Source organism: Aquimonas sp., from assembly GCF_044377145.1.
GTDB lineage: Bacteria > Pseudomonadota > Gammaproteobacteria > Xanthomonadales > Xanthomonadaceae > Aquimonas.
Genome location: NZ_JBILJQ010000068.1, coordinates 1 through 18,695, shown reverse-complemented (window position 1 = coordinate 18,695; position 18,695 = coordinate 1). Strand labels below are relative to the sequence as shown.

Below are 18,695 nucleotides of genomic sequence, written 5' to 3'. Positions count from 1 at the left end.
GCCGTGCAGCTCTACCGCTTCCACGGTGGGCTGCCGCTGGCGGGACGCAAGGGCGCGCTGCCGCTGCAGCCGATCCGCGATTGTTCGCTGCCTGACCAACTGGTGCTGCCGCTGCGCATGCATGCGCGCGGCCGGCTGCAGCCGGTGGTGAGCGTCGGCGAGCGCGTGCGGCGTCATCAGGTGCTGGCCCGGCCCGAGATTGACGGCGGCGCCTGCCTGAATGCGCCGGCTGCCGGCGTGATCGAAGCGATCGAGCCGCGCGGACTGCCGCATGCGCCGGGAGAGATCGACCTCGCGCTGATCCTGCGTGTCGATGCCGAGGCGCCGCTCGCTGCCGCTTCGTTCACGCCCATTGACGATTGGCGCGCGGCAGATCCCGGCGAACTGCGAGCCCGATTGATCGAGGCCGGTGTCGCCGGCCTGGGCGGCGCCGTGTTTCCGACCGCCGACAAGCTGCAGCGGCCCTGCCACACGCTGATCCTCAACGGTGCCGAGTGCGAACCCTGGATCGCCTGCGATGAGCGCCTGCTGGCCGAAGACGCCGCGGCGGTGCTGCGCGGTGGTCAGCTGCTGGCGCGGATCGTGGGTGCCGGCCGCCTGATCGTGGCGATTGAGGACAGCATGGCGCCCGCGCGCGACGCCCTGCGGGCCGCACTGGCCGCACTGGATACCCAGCAGGACGATGCGCTCGATATCGAGTACGTCGAGGTGCCGACCCGCTACCCGCAGGGCGGCGAGCGCCAGCTGATCGAAGTGCTGACCGGGCTGCAGGTGCCGCGCGGAGGCCTGCCGCAGGATCTCGGCATCGTGGTCCACAACGTCGGCACCGCCGCCGCGGCCTGGCGCGCCGTGGTCGAAGGCCAGGCGCTGGTGGAGCGCATCGTCAGCCTGACCGGGCCGGGCGTGGTCGCGCCCGGCAACTGGCGGGTGGCGCTGGGCACGCCGATCGAGCACTTGGTCGACGAGGCCGGTGGCTACAGCCCTGATGCGGAACGGCTGGTGATGGGCGGCGGCATGATGGGCGTCAGCCTGCCGGACGACGGCTTTCCGATCGTCAAGGCCAGCACCTGCGTGCTGGTGCTCGATCACGCCAGCCTGCCGCCGGCGCAGGCGCCGATGCCCTGCATCCGCTGCGGCGACTGCGCCGAGGTGTGTCCACCCAAACTGCTGCCGCAGCTGCTGCATCACGCGCTGCGCGGGGATGAGCTCGAGCACGCGGCCACGCTAGGTCTGTTCGACTGCATCGAGTGCGGGCTGTGCGATCTGGCCTGTCCTTCGGCGATTCCGCTGGTCTCCGAATTCCGCACCGGCAAGGCTGCGCTGCGAGTGCAGCGCCAGCGCGAGAGTGAGGCGACCGCGGCGCGGCAGCGCTTCGAAGCGCGCACCGAGCGCCTGCTGCGCGAGCGCGAGGAACTCGCTTCCAGCCGCGCGGTGGCCGGCAAGCAAGCCGCCAGCGCCGCGGCGATTGCGGCCGCCCTGGCCAAGGCCAAAGCGCGCAAGGCACCTGCTGCGCCGAAGGAGGCCGAATGAAGACCTTCGGCACCGCGACCGCACCGCATCTGCCTTCGCGCGGCAGCGTGCGCGCCCTGATGCTGGAGGTGCTGGCCGCGCTGCTGCCGGGCATCGCCGCCCATGTGTATTTTTTCGGACCCGGCGTGATGGTGCAGATCGTTCTGACGGTGAGCTTTGCGCTGATCGTCGAAGCCGCCTGCCTGAAGCTTCGCGCGCGGCCGCTGCAGCCGTTTCTGAGCGACGGCAGTGCGGTGCTGGCGGCGGTGCTGTTCGCGCTGTGCCTGCCGCCGCTGGCGCCGTGGTGGATCGCCGCGATCGGCATGCTGGCGGCGATCGGCCTGGCCAAACACGCCTACGGTGGCCTCGGCTACAACCTGTTCAACCCGGCCATGGTCGGCTACGCGGTGGTGCTGATCAGCTTTCCGTTCGAACTCAGCCAGTGGCTGGCGCCGCGCGGGTTGGGGCTGGACCCGCCCGGGTTTGCGGCCAGCCTCAACGCGATCCTGATCGGCATCGCGCCCGCGCCGGGCTGGGACAGCCTCGCCCAGGCCACCCCGCTGGACACCGTGCGCCAGCTCAGCGCTCAGGGCCAGACCCTGGTCGAGATCCGCGACGCGCCGCTGTTCGGTGATTTCGGCGGCAAGGGTTGGGAGTGGATCGCCAACTTCTATGCGCTCGGCGGGCTGTGGCTGCTGGCGCGGCGCAAGATTCCCTGGCAGACGCCGCTGGCGACACTGGGCAGCGTCGTGCTGCTGACCCTGCCGCTGTGGGCGCTGGAGCCTGACGTGCATCCGTTCCCGCTGCAGCACGTGTTCTCGGGCGCACTGGTGCTGGCGGCGTTCTTCATCGTCACCGATCCGGTCTCCGGCTGCGCCAGCGCACGCGGGCGGCTGATCTTCGGCGCGGGGGTCGGCGTGCTGACCCTGATCATCCGCCGCTGGGGCAGCTATCCGGATGCGGTCGCCTTCGCCGTGCTGCTGATGAACTGCGCCGCGCCGATGCTCGACCGCTACACGCGTCCACGCATCTACGGTGAAGCGCGATGAGTACCACGCCCGCGGGCCTGGGTCGGGCCGCGCTGCTGCTGGGCTTGTGCGCTCTGATCGCGGTGGGCCTGCTGAGCCTGGTCGAAGCTCTGACCCGCGAACCGATTGCCGAGGCCCGCGCCGCGGCCGAACGCGCTGCGCTCAGCGTCGTGCTGCCGGCCAGCGCGTACGACAATGACCCGATCGCCGACTCGGTGTGGATCACCGCGCCGCTGTGGCTGGGGCGGCCCGAGCCAGCGCGCGCCTGGCGCGGCCGCCGTGGAGATACCGACAGCGCACTGGCGCTGGAAGCCACCGCGCCCGACGGCTACAGCGGCCGTATCGAGCTGCTGATCGGTGTCGATGCCGAGGGCGAGGTGCTGGCGGTACGAGTGACGCGCCACAAGGAGACGCCCGGCCTTGGCGACCCGATCGAACGCGAGCGCAGCGACTGGGTCGATGGCTTTGTCGGTCGCTCACTCGGCGCGCCTGAGCCCGCGCGCTGGACGGTCAAACGCGACGGCGGCAGCTTTGATCAATTCGCCGGCGCAACGGTCAGCCCGCGCGCCGTGGTGCAGGCGGTGGCGCGCACGCTGACCTTCCTGCAGCGTCATCGCAGCGCCATTCTGAGCGCCCCAGCCGGCAGCCAACTGGAGTTCGCCGATGCTCCCCAGCCGAACTGAAGCCGGCCACCTGGTCGAGGCCGGCCTGTGGAGCCAGAACGTCGGCCTGGTCCAACTGCTGGGCCTGTGCCCGCTGCTGGCCGTCAGCACCGGGGCGGTCAATGCGCTGGGCATGGGCGTGGCCACCCTGCTGGCCCTGCTGGGCACCAATGTGGCGATCGCGCTGATCCGCCGGCTCAGCGTCAACGAGGTGCGGATCCCCGCCTTCGTGATGGTGATCGCCGCGGTGGTCACTTCGATCGAACTGGCGATGCACGCCTTCCTGCCTGAGCTGCACAAGGTGTTGGGCATCTTCCTGCCGCTGATCGTCACCAACTGCGCGATTCTCGGCCGCGCCGAAGCCTTCGCGAGCCGGGCCGACCCGCTGCGCGCGGCGCTGGATGCGCTCGGCATGGGCCTGGGATTTCTCGGCGTACTGCTGCTGCTCGGCCTGCTGCGCGAAGGCATCGGCCAGGGCAGCGTGTTTGCCGGCGCCGGCGCCCTGCTCGGCCTGCCCGCGCTGGAGCTGCAGTTCAGCAGCCATCGCTTGCTGATCGCCGCACTGCCGCCAGGTGCATTCGTGCTGCTGGGCCTGCTGATCGCGGCGCGGCAGCGTTGGCTGCAGCGACCGCAGCGTGTGCACTCGGTGGGCGCGGCGCCCGCGCATCCGTCCAAGCAGACCTGAGCGCGAGGGCGCGTGCGTTCGGTCAGCCGCGTGTCGGCACGCAACTCCACCTAAACTCCGCCGCGGCCTGCACCTGCGCACGCCCTCGAACTCTCAATCCACGCCCATGAGCCCGAACCCAGCACGCAAGCCAGGCCGACCGGCACCGCAAACGCCCATGCACTCGCCGCGGTCAACAACGGCCACGCCCGATGAGAGCCCGAGCGCAACGAAGTCCAAGACAACGCGATCCACGCGCGGCGCCCAGGACGCCGCTTCGAAACGTCAGAACGCACCCAAGTCCAAGTCAACGACAGCCACCCCGCGCGCCACGGCAGCCAAGCGCACGCCGAAGCCGGCGGCCCTGCCGCCCACCGCAGAGACGCCGGCCAGCCGGCCGATGAACCCGAGCGCGCGCGCCGAGTGGTTCCGCCGCCTGCGCGACTTGAATCCCGAGCCCAAGACCGAGCTGGAATACGGCAGCGCCTTCGAACTGTTGATCGCGGTGCTGCTGTCGGCCCAGGCCACCGATGTCGGCGTCAACAAGGCCACCCGGCGCCTGTTTCCGCTCGCACGCACGCCCCAGGCGATGCTCGATCTCGGCGAAGAGCGCCTGCGCGAACTGATCGGCACGATCGGCCTGTTCCGCGCCAAGGCGGCCAATACGCTGGCGACCTGCCGGATCCTGGTCGAACAGCACGGCGGCGAAGTACCCGGCGAGCGCGAGGCGCTGGAAGCCCTGCCGGGGGTCGGCCGCAAGACCGCCAATGTGGTGCTGAACACCTGGTTCAAACAGCCAACCATGGCTGTCGACACACACATCTTCCGCGTCGCCAACCGCAGCGGCCTGGCCCCGGGCAAGGACGTGCGCGCCGTCGAAGACGCCCTGCTGAAACGGGTGCCGGAGGCCTACCTGATGGACGCCCACCACTGGCTGATCCTGCACGGCCGCTACGTCTGCAAAGCGCTCAAACCCGACTGCGCCCAGTGCGTGGTGCACGACTTGTGCAACTTCAGCCGCAAGGGCAGCCGAACGCCGCAGTGACACAAGACCCGCCAGCAAACGCGCGGCCTTCACACCGCCCCAGCCCGCTCTGAATCCCGAATCCCGAATCCCGAATCCCGAATCCCGAATCCCGAACACCCAATGCCCGGCCTGATCGCCCTCACCCTGCTCGCCCTCGCCCTCGGCGCCCTGCTGGGCTGGGCCGCGCGCCGCTTCCGGGTGACGGTCGATCCGGTGGTGGAGCAGATCAATGCGCTGCTGCCGCAAACCCAGTGCGGGCAGTGCGACTACCCCGGCTGCCGGCCGTACGCGGAGGCCATCGCCAGCGGCGCGGCCGACATCAACCAATGTCCACCGGGCGGCGAAGCCGGCGTCCGCGCGCTGGCTGAGCTGCTGGGCCGCGAGCCCAAGCCCCTGAGCGAAGCGCATGGCACAGAACAAGCGCCGCGCGTCGCCTTCATCCTGGAGGAGCTGTGCATCGGCTGCGTCAAGTGCATCCTGGCCTGCCCGGTCGATGCGATCGTCGGCGCGCCCAAGCGCATGCACACCGTCATCCCCGAACTCTGCACCGGCTGCGACCTGTGCCTGCCGCCCTGCCCGGTCGACTGCATCGAGATGCGTCCGCTGTCACCACCTGCACGCGCGTGGCGGAGCATTCCGCTGGTGCTGGTGTAGCCGCAAACGCAAGCGCTGCCCGGCAATCCCCGATCCGCCAAACCGACACCCGCCAGCGGAAGCCCTGCTACGAAGCGCAGACCGTTCCGCTGCCGAATCGCTACAAACACGAGGGAGTCGGCGCCACACATTCGCAGGGCGCGGCTTCACGCCTCAGCACCGCGCGGTCCACGCGGATCGGAGATCAGCGGAGCTGGCGACATGGCCGATTCGAAAGGCTGGACCTGGGCAAGGGCACCAGGTTTTACGCCAACGCCACCCAGATGCCGTGGGCGCAAGCGCAGTAGCGTTCGCCGGATTCGAGTAAACCGAGCGCGAGCTTCAGCGTGCACGGGCGTTGGTCGGTGAGTGCACCGAGGTCGCAGTCGCGGCTGTCGCGCTGCTATCGGGCGATGGCGATGTAGTCGCCGATCTCGCTGGCGAGCGCCCGGCTGTGCTCGCAGTCAGTGGCGTGCAGGAAGCTCGAACGCCCATTTCGGGCAGTCTGCCGGATGTGGGCGGCGCTGGCTTGCATGATGGGCCGCTGTGGCCCGGCGCGCGGCGCGGGTCTATTCGGCGGCAGATAGAGCAAGCAGAAGAACGTGGGCGGCTCAGCGGGCGAGCTCGACGCGATTGCGGCCGGCTGCCTTGGCGGCATACAGCGCTTCGTCGGCGCGCCGCAGCATGCTGTCAAAGTTCGCGTCCGCCTCCTGCAGCACCGCCAGACCGATCGACACCGTCAAGGGCAGAACCAGATCGCCCGCCATGAAGGGCGACTGGGCGACCGCCTGGCGCAGACGCTCACCGGCCGCCTGCGCGCTCTGCGCATTCAGGTCCTCGAACAGCACGACGAACTCTTCCCCGCCCTGGCGCGCCGGCAGCTCGGCGCCCCGGCAGGCCGACTGGAGTAGCGCGGCGACATGCTTGAGCGCCACGTCACCGATCTCATGGCCGTGCTCATCATTGATGCGCTTGAAGTGGTCGATATCCACCACGCCAAGAGCGAATCCGGACGCGGCAAGCCCGCCAGCGACGCGTGCCGACGCGAAGCGCCGCTCCCCGGTTTCCACCAGGGTGCGCCGGTTGGGCAGGCCGGTCAGATAGTCCGTGGACGCGGCCCGCTCCCATTGCCGGCGTATGCGCTCGGAGCACAGCAGCAGAAAGGCCGTGGTGCCGATCACCGGCAGGGTGGCGACCACCAGCGGCGTGGCCAGGTTCATCCAGGCGCCGTCCCAGTGCACGCTGAAGGCCGGGTTTACACCCACTGCGACGAAGTAGCCGGCGCGGAAGAGCACGAAGGCCGACACGACCGTGAACAGCGCCGCCATGACCCGCCGGCTGCGCGCCTCATCACGCCGCTCCTGTGAGACCAGCAGGGCGATGCAGGCCAGCAGCAGCGCCGACCAGACCACCGACACGACCAGGATGCGCCCGGCCACATCGTTCGCCCCCAGCGTGAGCCAGAACACGGCCGCCGTGCCCAGCAGCGCAGGCGCGGCCACCCACAGCCGGTCCTTCTGGCCATAGAACTGCCGCAGCGCGCGCAAGTAGCCGGTGAACCCGAACATCACCAGCGCATTGGCCAGGGCCAGGGTGTAGGCGGGCGGCTGCAAACCCTGTGCTGCAAACAGAATGGTTCCCGAAGCCAGCAGCAGGGTGGCAATGCGCCAGCTCGTAGCCGCCGGCCGCATCGGTTCGGGCAGATCCTTGTGCATCAGGCCCAGAACCCCACCATTGGCCAGCATCATCAAAGCGGCAATGGCAAAAATGCTGATGGGGTCCATGGGGCGGCGGAAGAAGGCAGCGTGAGGTGAGCGGCAAGCCGCAATTGTGCCCAAGGGGCGCCGCTTGACTGCGTCTGTTGCCGGCGAGCGGCGGAATGGAACCGGCACCGACCCGAGCTGAGAAACAAGACCGGGGATAGAACGCAGCGCGAGCGTGCAGGAAGTTCTGACGCCCTTTTCGGGCACTGTGCCGGCTGGGCGGCCGTCGCACAAGGCCCGGTTTTGGCCGCTGCTCCGTGCCGCCACAGTGGATGCAGATATTCGCGTCGATGCCGAATACGCGCTTTAGCCGTTGCGATCAGAACATTGCGCGGCGGCGTTCGGGGGGTGGGCCGTGGTCCTGATTCGCGTGGACATCGGCCGCCTCTGCCTGGGTCGCAGATCGTTCACCGCGGCTCGATCGCGTCAACCGAGCGCTCTGGTTCGCGTTGGAGGCGAATACGCCGTAGCAGGGTCAGGTAGGCGCGTGGTGGCGGGCCCCGCACGGGCAGCTTGGCGATGAAGTGGACGCTATCCCGTTCGACATGCGTGATGCCATTCCGCCGCGGCGTCTTGAGCTGGTAGTGCTATGCCCTGCGCCGAGATCGACCATCGATTGCGCGCCCTGACGCGGCGATTCCGTTGCTCGCGTGGGCGGACCCAGGCAGCGCACGCTACTGATGCCCCAAGCGGCGCACGATCGCATCCCTCAACTGCGGTTCGCGCTCCCGCTGGGTGTCGCTGTAGGCCCGCAGCATGAAGGGTGCCCGCTCCAACACCTCACGCAGCTGGGCGTCAGTCGGCTCGCCCACCAGCTGAAAGGCCCGCAAGAGATCGGGCGAAGCCGCATCGCCGGCACCCAAGCCATGGCGGCGCTTCATCACTTCGATCACCAGCGCATGCGGCGTTTGCCCACCCGGTTGATCGCGCAGCCCCAGCTCAGCAAGACGCAGCAACGCAGCGTCACTCAACGAGGCGTCAATGAGGCCGTTGGGATTGGCACCCACAAAACCCAGCCCCTGGTTATCGGTTTGCTGCAGATCGATGCCAAGCGCCTGCAAGCGCGTCAGTCTCTGCGCATCCAGCTCATGAGCGCTATGGACAACAGACCACCAGACCGGCTCGGATTCCTGGGCCCCCAAGGGGCACACGATGGGCAAACCACGTGCCGCGAAAGCCTGCATGGCAGCATCGGGGAAGTCGTTCTCATAGACCCTGCGCAGCAAGGACTTCTGGCGCGAAGTGCAAACCTGCGGTACCTGCGATGCACCGCGCGCCTCCCAGGCCAAGATCGCGTCCAGCACCACACCCACGCGCTCCGCGTAAAAACGCGAGGTGTTTGTCCTCAAGCACCGGGACTGGAGCGCATCCACATCGCCCTCGCCCAACTGGCGGCCTTGCGACCGAATCAACTCGGCAGCCTCGGCCAAGCGCCCTGCACAGACAGCCACCACGATCGGGTTGCGGTTGCCCTCGGTAGAAATCTCGTCCACCAGACTGATGGATCGGCTTTGGAGATCCTCGCGTACCCAGCCCAGCGCCGGACCCAGGGCTGAGAAAGAAGCAGCCCAGACCAAAGCAATGCCGACCAGCCCACGCCACACGGCATAGCGCGGCGCTGCTCGCTCGGGCAACACAATGAGCACTGCCATCAAGCCCGCTACCAGCGCAAAGGCCCCGTTCGCCAGCAGAGCCGCGGCGGCCCAGTCCACGCTGAAGCCCGCGCCTACCAGCTCGGCCAGACTGTCACGCAAGAATGGCCACATGCCGATGTAGGCAAAGCCCAGCAGCGCGGCCGGTGCGGCCCATAGCCAGCGCCGCGCGCTGGCACCCATCCACAGCATGGTGCAAAGCGACCCGAGGCCACCAAAAGTCGCCACGACCAGGCTCAGACACAAGCCGAAGCTGGTAGGCAGCACCAGCACGGCAAGCGGAAAAAACAGTGCCACGGCGCCCAGCGAGATGTGCGCAACGAGGTAGACCCAGTACACGCAGGCGCCCAGCGCAAGCACCACCAGCGGCAAAAGGGCCAGTAAGGCCGCACGGTTTCTGCGCGCCCAAGGTGCTCCCGTGGTTGCGGGGCTAGTCCCAACCTCCAAGTTCAACACCCCTCCGCGGTTGGACCAAGGTTTTCGTATGAGCAAGAGCTACAAACACCTGAGCTCTGGAGGCCGGGCCGTTGTGGTACTAGGACGGGATCGTGGTGACGGACCGCACCCAATCATGGCGCGCAACACCCGCACACCGACATCACGCCGGGTTGCGTGGTTGTCCACTGTCCATTCCATTGTTGCGGCGCTGTGCAAACGCCTGGACAGACTTGCTGGGCTTGCGCGCTGTCGAAAATCGGCCCCGCGTTGACATCGGTGCAACTGTCAGCCGGGCCAAGGTAGGCGATCTGCACGTTGCCGCCGGTGACATACGCGCTGCGCTGGTTGTTGCAGGTGCCGGCATCGCTGCGTTCGTCGCAGTACTTGGTGCCATCCGGTCCAACGATAGGTGCATAGGTCAAGCCGCCCGGCGTGGCGCACATCGGATCGGACCCGGCAGGCGCGCGCGGCGCGTTCTGCGGTGCAGCGCAGGTCGCCGAGGGGTTGGGATATCCCGCGTTGGCGCTGCTGCCTGAGCAGTTGGTGGCGGCCCAGCCGAAGACGCCTGGCTTGTTGGCGTTTTGCCCCAGCGGGCCGTTCTGCGCCGTGCTGGTGGCGGCCGGCCAGCCGCTGCCGGCCGTCGTGACCTTCAAGAGGGCGTTGACGCCATTGACCGCGCTGATGTCGGTGTCGTCCGCATTGGCGCAGGTGGTGCCGACCGAGCCGTTGATGCCGAAATTGATCGACACTTCCGCAAGATTGGTCGCGTTCGGGAACGCGCTGTTGCTGCAGCCGTTGTTGTTGCTGAATCCGGTGTTCCCGGTCGTAAAGAAATAGTTGAACGTAACGGCCGGGCTGCAACTCGACTGGCCGCAAGCACTGGTTTGCGGGACATAGGTAATGGTCTCGCCCTTGTCCATCTGATACGAGCCTTTGTCGGTCACGCCGGACACCGGCGTAAACGCGACCGTCTTGCCAGCGACGCTCGAAGTGAACACCAGATTGGCGTCGGTGAGACTGACGATCTGCGTCCCCAGACTGGTGCACCCGGCGGGCGGCGACGCGGGCGGTTGGCCCAACACCATGTTTGCGTAGACGGACGCGTTGGAAGCGTTGGTGATCGTGACCCCGGTGGCGGTGGCGTCGGGGCCAAGAACGTTCTGCGCGGCAAGATCGGTGCAGGCGATCAGGGCGATGGCGATGGCGATGGCGATGGCGATGGCGATACTCGGCGTTGCGTGGCCGATGCATTTCATGACGAGCCTCCTGGATTGCGGCAAAGTGAGGTGACCGCGAAGAGTGGCGCATTAGGAGATTCAAACGCCCTCTTCACGCACTCTGCCGAGTAGGCGGGGGTCGCACAAGGGTTGATTTGGGTGATTTTTGGGCGCGTACCGGGGCGTTGCGCGTGAGATTTCGACAGTGCGAGGAGACGCACCTGCGCAGTCCGCGGCCAGTTCTCACTGATCCCCGACGCCGAGACGAACGCAAGCCTGCGGGATCGTTGCCGCATCGAGTTCTGCTGGTTTCGTCTTCGACCCGTCGACTGCACGCAGGTCAGGCTTCGTGGCCACTGGGCCGACACGCGGCCGCAGCGGGCGGTGCGCGGGCTCGGTGCAGGCGCGGCTTGCGCTACGGTTGCGAGTCGTTTGCCTCGTACACCTGGTCGAGCCACAGCATGGGGAAATGCACGTTGAGATTGCGCGCGCTGCCGAAGCGCTGGATCAGCGCGACCGCGCCGCGCTTCGCCTTGGTGCGCTCGACGCCCGCTTGATCGGCCAGCGCGCCCGCGATAAGACGCTGCACGATGCCCCGCACCGGGCCGATCACGTCAGGCTTGCTGGCGAACAGAAAGCGCCGAGGGTGCGCAACGCTCAGCACCCATTGCCGCGCCGGGCGTGGGCCAAACACTCCTGCCACCAAGCGCCGCGAAGTCAGGCTTCGAGCGCATGGCGGACTCCGGTTGCTGGCTCTTGTTTACTGCCCCTGTCCGAGCGCAAAGCCCGGCTCGCCATCGAACTCGCACAGGTGCTCGGTCTTGATGAAGTCCAAGCCGTCGGAGACCAGGTTTTCCAGCAAGTGCACGATGTCGATGTGGTTCACCGTGCGTGGCTTGCCGTCGCCGTCCACACCCATGAAGCGGCAGCGCCAGTGGTCGGTGCAGAAGGTCTCTGAGAAACCACCGGGCCAGACCTTGACGCCGCGGTTGGTGATCATCTGCAGGCCAAAGCCCGCCGGCTTGGGCTGGTGGGTGAGGGTGGCGAGGCGACCGGCCAAAAAGTCGGCACTCATGTCGGCGGCGTGCACGAATACATCCACGCCCACGATGCGCTTGGCGGCCGGCTTGGCGCGGGTGTAAAGCGGTTTGGCGGTGGCGCGTGGCTGCGGTGCATCCGCATAGTGCACAGGCCTGAACTGGCGCGGTTCCTGACCCAGACGCTCGATCACGGCAGCGGCAAACGCTTCAGTGCCGAGCACACGGCCATCGACTGTGGGTTTGAGGTCGCCGGTGACGAAGCCGTCTTCAATGGCGCGCAGCCAGGCGTTGTGCACCGTCGTTGCCACGTCGCTTTGGCGGATGTGCACCAGCATCATCACCGCCGAAAGCAGCAGGCCCGAGGGGTTGGCAGTGCCTTGTCCGGCGATGTCGGGTGCGCTGCCATGGATGGCCTCGAACATCGACACATGCTCGCCAATATTGGCGCTGGGGGCCAGGCCGACCGAGCCGGTCAGTTCCGCCGCCACGTCGGAAATGATGTCGCCATAGAGGTTCGGCGTGACGATGACGTCGTAGCGCTCGGGCTGCGTGGCCAAGCGGGCAGTGCCGATGTCGATGATCTGGTGCTCGGTCGCAATCTCTGGATACTCGGCTTTGATTTCGTCAAACACCTTGTGGAAAAGACCATCGGTCATCTTCATGATGTTGTCTTTGGTCATGCAGGTGACCTTCTTGCGGCCGTTGCTGCGGGCGTACTCGAAGGCATGACGGACGATTTTCTCGCAGCCGGGGCGGGTGATCAGCTTCAGGCACTGGAACACCTCGTCGGTTTGGCGGTGCTCGATACCGGCGTACAGGTCTTCTTCGTTCTCCCTCACGATGACGAGGTTCATCGTCGGGTGCAGCGTGGCCACCGCCGGCGCATAACTCACACAGGGGCGCACATTGGCGAACAAGCCCAATGTTTTGCGGATGGTGACGTTCAGGCTCTTGTAGCCACCCCCTTGTGGAGTGGTGATCGGTCCCTTCAGAAAGACCTTGGTGCGGCGCAGGCTGGCCCAGCTTTCAGAGGCGATGCCGCTGGTGTTGCCACCCAGGTACACCTTCTCACCGACTTCGATGACTTCGGGGGCGATTTGCGCGCCGGCAGCTTCAAGAACGCGCAGCGTGGCGGCCATGATCTCCGGGCCGATGCCGTCGCCATAGGCCACGGTGATGGGGGTCTTGTTGGGCACGGCTTGCTCCGTTCGGGTGTCGATGGGGTCGCACTGTGACCGCACCAAGGCATACTGAAAAGGAATCTGTTTTGATGATTCACATTGGATTTAGCGATGAATAAACCCGACGCTCTACCTGGAATCCGAGCCACCTTGGTGCAACTGCGCAGCTTCGAGGCGGTTGCACGCCTGGGCGCCGTGGGCAAGGCAGCTGCCCATTTGCACTTGGCGCAGCCTACGGTTTCCATGCAGCTGCGCGAGCTCGCGGCAAACACCGGCTTGCAGCTCTTTGAGCCGGCGGGTCGTGGCCTGAGGCTGACGGAGGAGGGCGCGCTGCTTCGCGATACGGTGTGCGAACTGTTTGCCGTCTGGCAGCGCTTCGAGGATGAGTTGGCCAACCGTCGCGGACTCAAGAGCGGCTTGCTGCGCTTGGCGGCCGTGACCACCACCGAGTACTTTCTGCCCGAGTTGCTTGGCCCCTTCGCCCAAGCGCACCCGGGCATCGACATCCAACTTGCGGTGGAAAACCGCGACGCCGTGGTGCGCCGGCTGCGCGACGGCGGCGCAGAACTGGCGGTGATGATGATGCCGCCCACCGATGTGCCTCTGCTCCGGCGCCCCTTGCTGGAGAACCCCTTGGTGCTGGTGGCGCCGCGCAGCCACCCTTTGGCCGGACGCAAGAGCATTGCGCTGGCTCGCTTGGCCAAAGAGCCGCGGCTGGCACGCGAGGAGGGCTCGGGAACACGGCTGGCGACCGATCAGTTCTTGAGCAGCCGCGGCATTGTTTGGGAGCCACGCATGGCGCTCGGCTCCAACGAGGCGCTCAAGCATGCGGTAGCTGCCGGGCTCGGTCTGGCCGTGCTGAGCCGCCACACCCTGGGCGCCGAACACCCTGGGCTGATCGAACTCAAGGCGGTGGGCTTTCCCATTCGACGCCAGTGGTTTGTGGTGTGGCACAAGGAACGCCGGCTGAGCCGTGCTGCCGAGGCCTTGCTGGCGGCTTGGCCATAGCGCCGCATGATTCGTCGAGCGCGGCTCGACGGCCTGGCGCACTGTTTGGCGCACGGCCTATCGCCCGACCTGCTTGGCCAAAAAAAGGCGCCTCAAGAGGCGCCTTCCGAGAGGACGAAACCGCCTTGGGCGGCCTGCAACTGCCGCAGCACAAGAGGCAGGATGCCGCGGTGGAATCAGTAGTCCACTTCGATGGCGGTGTCGATGCGCCGCACGAGGGGGACCTCTTGCCTGCTGCCATCGGCACGGCTGATGTTCATTCGAGCCCCGCCTTGCGGCTTGATGTCCTCGGCAAGCAGGCTGTCGATGGTCTGGTTGCCGGTCAGGCCGAGGCTCTCCCAGCCATCGCCGCCCTTGAAGTGCAGCGGCAGCACACGCGCGCAGGAAGTTCAAACGCCCTTTGCGGCCAGCCTGCCGGCTAGGCGAGGGTCGCATCAAGGCCGGTTTGGGTGCAGCTTGGGCGCGGATCCGGGTTCCACACGTGAGATTTCGACCGTCCGGGCAGACGCACCTGCGCAGACCGCGGCCAGTTCCCGCTGATCCCCGACGGCGCGGCGAACGCAAGCCTGCGGGATCCGACAGTCGCCGCGCACAATTGGGCGATAGGCCACCTTGTCGACTTGGAAAGGCGACTACCGTTCAAGAAGGCTCGACAGGAGACGACCATGCGTGCGCTGATCAGCTTGGGTTTGCTCTGGCACGCTTTAGGCCATGCGCAACCAGCGCCGCTGGTGTGCACCGCCAACCGCTACGGCACCGCGGCGCAGGCAACTGCGATTGAACTGGCCATGCTGCAAGGCACAGCGGCAGAGGTAACGGCCGCGATCCGCGCGGCACAGACCACGCGCGGCGTTGAGCTGGGTTGCGCGGAGCTGGCCTACGGCTACGGCGCCAACGATCTCGCTGCGCCGAGCCAGACGGCGTTGCGCGCGCAGTGGCAGCTGCACGTCGATTCGGCCGCCGCCGCTCCCAGTGTCTACGACGCGTGTCCAGGCTTGGGTCGCGCCGGCGGCGCCTACGCCTTGGGCGGTTGGCTGGCGGTTGGGTTTGGGCGAACTTTCGATGCCGCTGCCCTGCAGGCGATCAGCGCGAACCTGCTGGAAACGCAGTACCTCGCGTCGCGCACGCCGGGACGACAAGCCACCTGGACGGGACTGTTCGGCTATGCCGAACGCTTGAGCCAACCGGGCAGTTGCTTCGTCGCGGGTGTTGTTGGCGAGGGTGTCGCGGCCGCCTGCAGCACGGCACCACAGCTGTGCGTCACCTACCAAAGCGGACGTTTCGCGAACGAACGATTTGTGGTCGGCGACTATGTGGTCGACCCGCCGATCCGCGATGGCGGCGCAGCCTTCGATCACAGCTGGGCTGGCGTGATGTTCATCGAAGCGGCGCTGGCGAGCAGCGATCCAGCCTTGCGCGAACGCTACCGTCGCGCCGCGCTCGCGGCCGGCGAGTTCGCGCTCGCCGAGCCGCCGGTGCGCAATCACAACTACACCGCCAAGTTGATCTGGCTGCTCGCGGCGCTGTATGACTGGACTGGCGAGTTGCGCTTTCGCGATGGCTTGATCGACAAGCTCGAACGCAACCTGTTGCCCGCCGTGCTGATGGACGACAACGGCGACGGCGTCATCGACGGGCTGACGGTGCGCTTTGCCGACCTCGCCGCGCCGGCGGCGCGCGTCCCGGGCCGCGTGTGGGACGCGCACAACGCGCTGCCCTGGTATCACGCAATGAACAGCTGGGCGATGGTCGAGGCGCATCTGGCGTTCAAGAGCCGCGGCGATAGCGAGTGGGCTGCGCGCACGCGGCGCTATGCGCTTGCGATGATGGATAACCTCGGCACCGAATTGGGCCAGAGTGGGCTCGCCCAAGGCAGTACCGGCAGCTCGCAGATTCCGTTCGCATTCGCCACCGCATTGTGGAAACTGGCCGATGCCGAAGGCCTGTCGCGCCCGGCTTGGGAGCGCGGCTTGTGGTCGGTGTGGAACCAGGGCCTGGGCAGCGCGCCGGGCGACAACAAGACCGCTACCGCCGCGATGGTGTATCTGCGCAGCGAGGGCATTCGCCACCAGAGCTATGCCGTGCGTGAGCTGAAGCGCTCAAGCCAGTTGCCCACCGACGGACGCGTCAGCGGCGCCTGGTATGACCCGGCGCGCGATGGCGAGGGCTTGCTGGTGCTCGCGGTCGAGGGCGGGCAAATGCTGGTGACCTGGTACACCTACGACCCTGCCGATCCCGGCAAGCAGGTATGGCTGCTCGCGACTGGCGCCTTCGACGGCGCGCGCTTTCAGGGCAACGCCGTGCTCACCCGCGGCACGCGCTTTGGCGCGCTGTTCAATCCGCTATCGGTTGAACGCGTACCCTGGGGAACGCTTTCGCTGGAGTTCAGTAGCTGCGCACGGGCGACGCTCACCTACAGCTCCACGATTGCCGGTTACGGGGGCGGCGAGCGAACGCTGCAACAACTGGCCGGGACGCGCGGGTTGGCGTGTGTGCCGTGATTCTCGGGAAGGTCGCGGAGCTTGTGGGAGGCCCATCAGCACGATGCGCTCGCCCGCGATCGATGAGCTCGATTTCGATGGGCGCGATGCCGGCTGGACTTTGCCGAAGACGCCGGAACGCCTGGCAATGGGAGTGAGCTGTTGAGCAAGCCCGTCACCGTGGATGATCTGCGCCGCCATGCGGTGGCGCGCAGCCTGTTCACGCCGACCACGCTGCCGCAGGCGATCCGGCGCCTGGGCTTTGTGCAGGCCGACCCGATCCGCGCGCCGGCGCGGGCACAGGACCTGACGCTGCGGTTGCGCGTGAAAGACTACCGTGCCGGCGATCTCGAACAACGCTATCCGCGTCTGCGGGTGGATGAAGACTATCTGGTCAATTACGGCTTTCTGCCGCGTGAACACCTGGCGCTGATGCATCCGCGTGGCGCCCGCCGAGACTGGGATGCCGCCACCCGACAGCGTGCGGCTGCCGTGCTGGACTTTGTGCGCGAGCGTGGCGAGGCCGGCCCGCGCGAGGTGCAGGCCAGCTTCGACCACGGCCGCACGCGCAATGCCTGGGGCGGCAGCTCGAACGCGGTGACCCATCTGCTGGACGGCATGCATTACCGCGGCCTCTTGCGCGTGGCGCGGCGGGTCAACGGCCTGCGCGTCTATGCGCCGGTGTGCCATGTGCCTGACGAGCGCAGCGATGCGCAGAAGGCCGATGCGCTGATCGATCTGGTGCTGGCCAAATATGCGCCGCTGCCGGCGCGCAGCCTGGGCCAGCTGTGCAGCCATCTGGCCTACGGCGCACCGCATCTTCGCGCCGAGATGAGACGGGCACAGCAGCGCGCACGCGAACGCCTGCCGCAGGTCGAGCTCGATGGCATGCGCTGGTTCTGGCCACCCGGCGAAAACCCGGCCGCCAAGCGCTGGCAGTTTGATGAGCAGCTGCGCCTGCTGGCGCCCTTCGACCCCATCGTCTGGGACCGCCTGCGCTTCGAGCAGCTGTGGGGCTGGGCCTACCGCTTCGAGGCCTACACGCCTGCGCCCAAGCGCAGGATGGGCTACTACGCGCTGCCGCTGCTGTGGCGCGGCCAGGTGCTGGGCTGGGGCAACCTGACGGTGGCAGACGGGCGGCTGCAGGCCCATCTGGGCTATGTGGCCGGGCGGCCGCCGCGCGAGTCGGGCTATGCGGCAGCGCTGGACTCCGAGCTGGCGCGGCTGGCCAGTTTCCTGGACGTTTCTTCGCCCGACTGAACCTGGGCAGGCAGGGCGCTCAGCCATGCCGGGGCCGTGCGCGCTGGCACTTCCTTCCCCTCGCCGCCCAGCACTTCCCGTCAGGGGATTCGGTGAATCAGTCTCTGATCGCTGGGGTTTCGGCGACGTAGCGCTCTGCGTTTGCATCAGGCCGGGCGACAGCCTTCCTTTCGCGGGTGGGAGGGCGCGGCCAGTCCTTTATTGCATCCGGCACTGAACACGCAGCCCTCAAGATTTCTGCAACCCGCGCGCGCATTCCTGCAAGACCGCGATGGCAGCTTTTGCACATTGTTCTCTCTCCGAACCACCAACCCCGGGAGTGCGCAATGTTCAGGATCTTCACAACTGCAGCCATCGCCGCCGCCATGCTGGCGTTCGCGGCTCCATCTGAAGCCGCGACAACCGACAGCGTGTTCTTGCTGCACGGCTACAACGACAAGGCCAACAGCAGCGGCCAAGGCGACGCCTGGGATTGCACCGCCAACTGGGCAAACCAGCGCAATGCACTGCGCGCGTACGGCCACACCGGCCGCGTCCAGGCCATCGGCTACTACAGCGACAACAAGAACTGCGATCGCAATCTGGCCAGCACCGTCTACACCAAGAACTTCGCGGGCGACGCTGGCGTGTCGCGCCAGGGTGGACCGGCCAACATCCAACTGCTGACCTACGACACCAGCATGACCCACGTCGCCTATCGCTTTGCCTGGGCAGCGGCGAGGGAGTTCCTCGATTCGGGACGGCGGATCCACGTCATCACCGACTCGCTGGGCGGACTCATCGTCCGTCAAGCCATCGCCAAGTCGTCGCTCGGCGATCCGGACTTCCCGACGCTGGCGCAGATGCAGATCATGACCGTGCACACTTACGGCACGCCGTTCTATGGCGCGCCGGCCGGCTCGTTGAGCGGCACCATCCAAGGTGTGCAGGCGCGCGTCGGTTCGGGCTTCATCAACGATTTGAACTCGACGGCCTACACCCGCGTCGGCAGCGCGCGCTGGTACAGCCGGAACGCGTCAACCCCTTTGAGACAGCCTGTTCACCAGATAGCTGTCATTCGTTCTCCTGAGTGGCGGATTCGCTCATGCTTGCGATCTCGTTGCTTCCGAGTTCACTGGGCAGGGTCACGATGG

At 67.2% G+C, this 18,695-nt stretch carries 17 protein-coding genes; 10 read left to right on the top strand and 7 right to left on the bottom strand.

Going from position 1 to position 18,695, the window contains the following annotated elements; genetic code table 11:
- Positions 1 to 3 precede the first annotated feature (3 nt).
- The 6 genes from rsxC to rsxB all read left to right on the top strand — a co-directional run bounded on the left by rsxC (position 4) and on the right by rsxB (position 5,544).
- Positions 4 to 1,530 (top strand): electron transport complex subunit RsxC, encoded by a 1,527-nt coding sequence (gene rsxC / locus ACIQ7H_RS17490; protein WP_395793876.1) that lies wholly within the window; start codon positions 4 to 6, stop codon positions 1,528 to 1,530.
- Complete coding sequence (locus ACIQ7H_RS17485) at positions 1,527 to 2,558, top strand: RnfABCDGE type electron transport complex subunit D (protein WP_395793874.1); 1,032 nt, start codon at positions 1,527 to 1,529, stop codon at positions 2,556 to 2,558. The genes rsxC and ACIQ7H_RS17485 overlap by 4 nt, the downstream gene beginning before the upstream one ends.
- The gene (gene rsxG, locus ACIQ7H_RS17480) at positions 2,555 to 3,220 is read left to right on the top strand and encodes an electron transport complex subunit RsxG (protein ID WP_395793872.1); all 666 of its coding nucleotides are present in this window, start codon (positions 2,555 to 2,557) and stop codon (positions 3,218 to 3,220) included. The genes ACIQ7H_RS17485 and rsxG overlap by 4 nt, the downstream gene beginning before the upstream one ends.
- Complete coding sequence (rsxE, locus tag ACIQ7H_RS17475; protein WP_395793870.1) at positions 3,201 to 3,884, top strand: electron transport complex subunit RsxE; 684 nt, start codon at positions 3,201 to 3,203, stop codon at positions 3,882 to 3,884. The genes rsxG and rsxE overlap by 20 nt, the downstream gene beginning before the upstream one ends.
- Positions 3,885 to 4,263: 379 nt before the next feature.
- Positions 4,264 to 4,908 carry an endonuclease III gene (nth, locus tag ACIQ7H_RS17470; RefSeq protein WP_395793868.1) on the top strand — a complete coding sequence of 215 codons (645 nt, stop codon included), beginning with the start codon at positions 4,264 to 4,266 and terminating at the stop codon, positions 4,906 to 4,908.
- Between the two features lie 102 nt (positions 4,909 to 5,010).
- Positions 5,011 to 5,544, top strand: a complete 534-nt coding sequence (gene rsxB / locus ACIQ7H_RS17465) for an electron transport complex subunit RsxB (protein ID WP_395793866.1) — start codon at positions 5,011 to 5,013, stop codon at positions 5,542 to 5,544.
- Positions 5,545 to 5,926: 382 nt separating this feature from the next.
- Here the strand turns inward: rsxB and ACIQ7H_RS17460 are convergent, their stop codons facing one another.
- The 6 genes from ACIQ7H_RS17460 to ACIQ7H_RS17435 form a co-directional block, all read right to left on the bottom strand.
- Positions 5,927 to 6,058 carry a hypothetical protein gene (locus ACIQ7H_RS17460; RefSeq protein WP_395793864.1) on the bottom strand — a complete coding sequence of 44 codons (132 nt, stop codon included), beginning with the start codon at positions 6,056 to 6,058 and terminating at the stop codon, positions 5,927 to 5,929.
- A 76-nt stretch (positions 6,059 to 6,134) separates the two neighbouring features.
- Positions 6,135 to 7,553, bottom strand: a complete 1,419-nt coding sequence (locus ACIQ7H_RS17455; protein WP_395793862.1) for a GGDEF domain-containing protein — start codon at positions 7,551 to 7,553, stop codon at positions 6,135 to 6,137.
- A gap of 407 nt (positions 7,554 to 7,960) precedes the next feature.
- Complete coding sequence (locus ACIQ7H_RS17450; protein ID WP_395793860.1) at positions 7,961 to 9,298, bottom strand: hypothetical protein; 1,338 nt, start codon at positions 9,296 to 9,298, stop codon at positions 7,961 to 7,963.
- 209 nt (positions 9,299 to 9,507) lie between these two features.
- Positions 9,508 to 10,632 carry a mannan-binding lectin gene (locus tag ACIQ7H_RS17445; protein ID WP_395793858.1) on the bottom strand — a complete coding sequence of 375 codons (1,125 nt, stop codon included), beginning with the start codon at positions 10,630 to 10,632 and terminating at the stop codon, positions 9,508 to 9,510.
- Positions 10,633 to 11,008: 376 nt separating this feature from the next.
- Positions 11,009 to 11,206, bottom strand: coding sequence for a hypothetical protein (locus tag ACIQ7H_RS17440; protein ID WP_395793856.1), 198 nt, complete (start codon positions 11,204 to 11,206; stop codon positions 11,009 to 11,011).
- Between the two features lie 147 nt (positions 11,207 to 11,353).
- A complete protein-coding gene (locus tag ACIQ7H_RS17435) occupies positions 11,354 to 12,829 on the bottom strand; it encodes an NADP-dependent isocitrate dehydrogenase (RefSeq protein ID WP_395793854.1) in 1,476 nt (491 codons plus the stop codon).
- Between the two features lie 96 nt (positions 12,830 to 12,925).
- Here ACIQ7H_RS17435 and ACIQ7H_RS17430 point away from each other — a divergent pair, with 96 nt between their 5' ends.
- A complete protein-coding gene (locus tag ACIQ7H_RS17430; protein ID WP_395793852.1) occupies positions 12,926 to 13,822 on the top strand; it encodes a LysR family transcriptional regulator in 897 nt (298 codons plus the stop codon).
- A 176-nt stretch (positions 13,823 to 13,998) separates the two neighbouring features.
- Here the strand turns inward: ACIQ7H_RS17430 and ACIQ7H_RS17425 are convergent, their stop codons facing one another.
- Positions 13,999 to 14,196, bottom strand: a complete 198-nt coding sequence (locus tag ACIQ7H_RS17425) for a hypothetical protein (RefSeq protein ID WP_395793850.1) — start codon at positions 14,194 to 14,196, stop codon at positions 13,999 to 14,001.
- Between the two features lie 291 nt (positions 14,197 to 14,487).
- On the opposite strand from ACIQ7H_RS17425, the gene ACIQ7H_RS17420 reads away from it, so the two are divergent.
- The 3 genes from ACIQ7H_RS17420 to ACIQ7H_RS17410 form a co-directional block, all read left to right on the top strand.
- Positions 14,488 to 16,323 carry a hypothetical protein gene (locus tag ACIQ7H_RS17420; protein ID WP_395793848.1) on the top strand — a complete coding sequence of 612 codons (1,836 nt, stop codon included), beginning with the start codon at positions 14,488 to 14,490 and terminating at the stop codon, positions 16,321 to 16,323.
- Between the two features lie 141 nt (positions 16,324 to 16,464).
- Positions 16,465 to 17,562: a DNA glycosylase AlkZ-like family protein gene (locus ACIQ7H_RS17415; RefSeq protein WP_395793846.1), complete on the top strand. Its 1,098-nt coding sequence runs from the start codon at positions 16,465 to 16,467 to the stop codon at positions 17,560 to 17,562.
- Between the two features lie 176 nt (positions 17,563 to 17,738).
- Positions 17,739 to 18,695: hypothetical protein (locus ACIQ7H_RS17410; RefSeq protein WP_395793844.1), on the top strand; the 957-nt coding region annotated here is incomplete at its 3' end.

Excerpts from the sequence above, each read along its gene's own strand:
- ACIQ7H_RS17485 (WP_395793874.1), top strand. The coding sequence starts at position 1,527 with ATGAAGACCTTCGGCACCGCGACCGCACCGCATCTGCCTTCGCGCGGC.
- rsxB (WP_395793866.1), top strand. The coding sequence starts at position 5,011 with ATGCCCGGCCTGATCGCCCTCACCCTGCTCGCCCTCGCCCTCGGCGCC.
- ACIQ7H_RS17445 (WP_395793858.1), bottom strand. The coding sequence starts at position 10,632 with ATGAAATGCATCGGCCACGCAACGCCGAGTATCGCCATCGCCATCGCC.
- rsxG (WP_395793872.1), top strand. The coding sequence starts at position 2,555 with ATGAGTACCACGCCCGCGGGCCTGGGTCGGGCCGCGCTGCTGCTGGGC.
- rsxE (WP_395793870.1), top strand. The coding sequence starts at position 3,201 with ATGCTCCCCAGCCGAACTGAAGCCGGCCACCTGGTCGAGGCCGGCCTG.
- ACIQ7H_RS17420 (WP_395793848.1), top strand. The coding sequence starts at position 14,488 with ATGCGTGCGCTGATCAGCTTGGGTTTGCTCTGGCACGCTTTAGGCCAT.
- nth (WP_395793868.1), top strand. The coding sequence starts at position 4,264 with ATGAACCCGAGCGCGCGCGCCGAGTGGTTCCGCCGCCTGCGCGACTTG.
- ACIQ7H_RS17460 (WP_395793864.1), bottom strand. The coding sequence starts at position 6,058 with ATGCAAGCCAGCGCCGCCCACATCCGGCAGACTGCCCGAAATGGGCGT.
- ACIQ7H_RS17430 (WP_395793852.1), top strand. The coding sequence starts at position 12,926 with ATGAATAAACCCGACGCTCTACCTGGAATCCGAGCCACCTTGGTGCAA.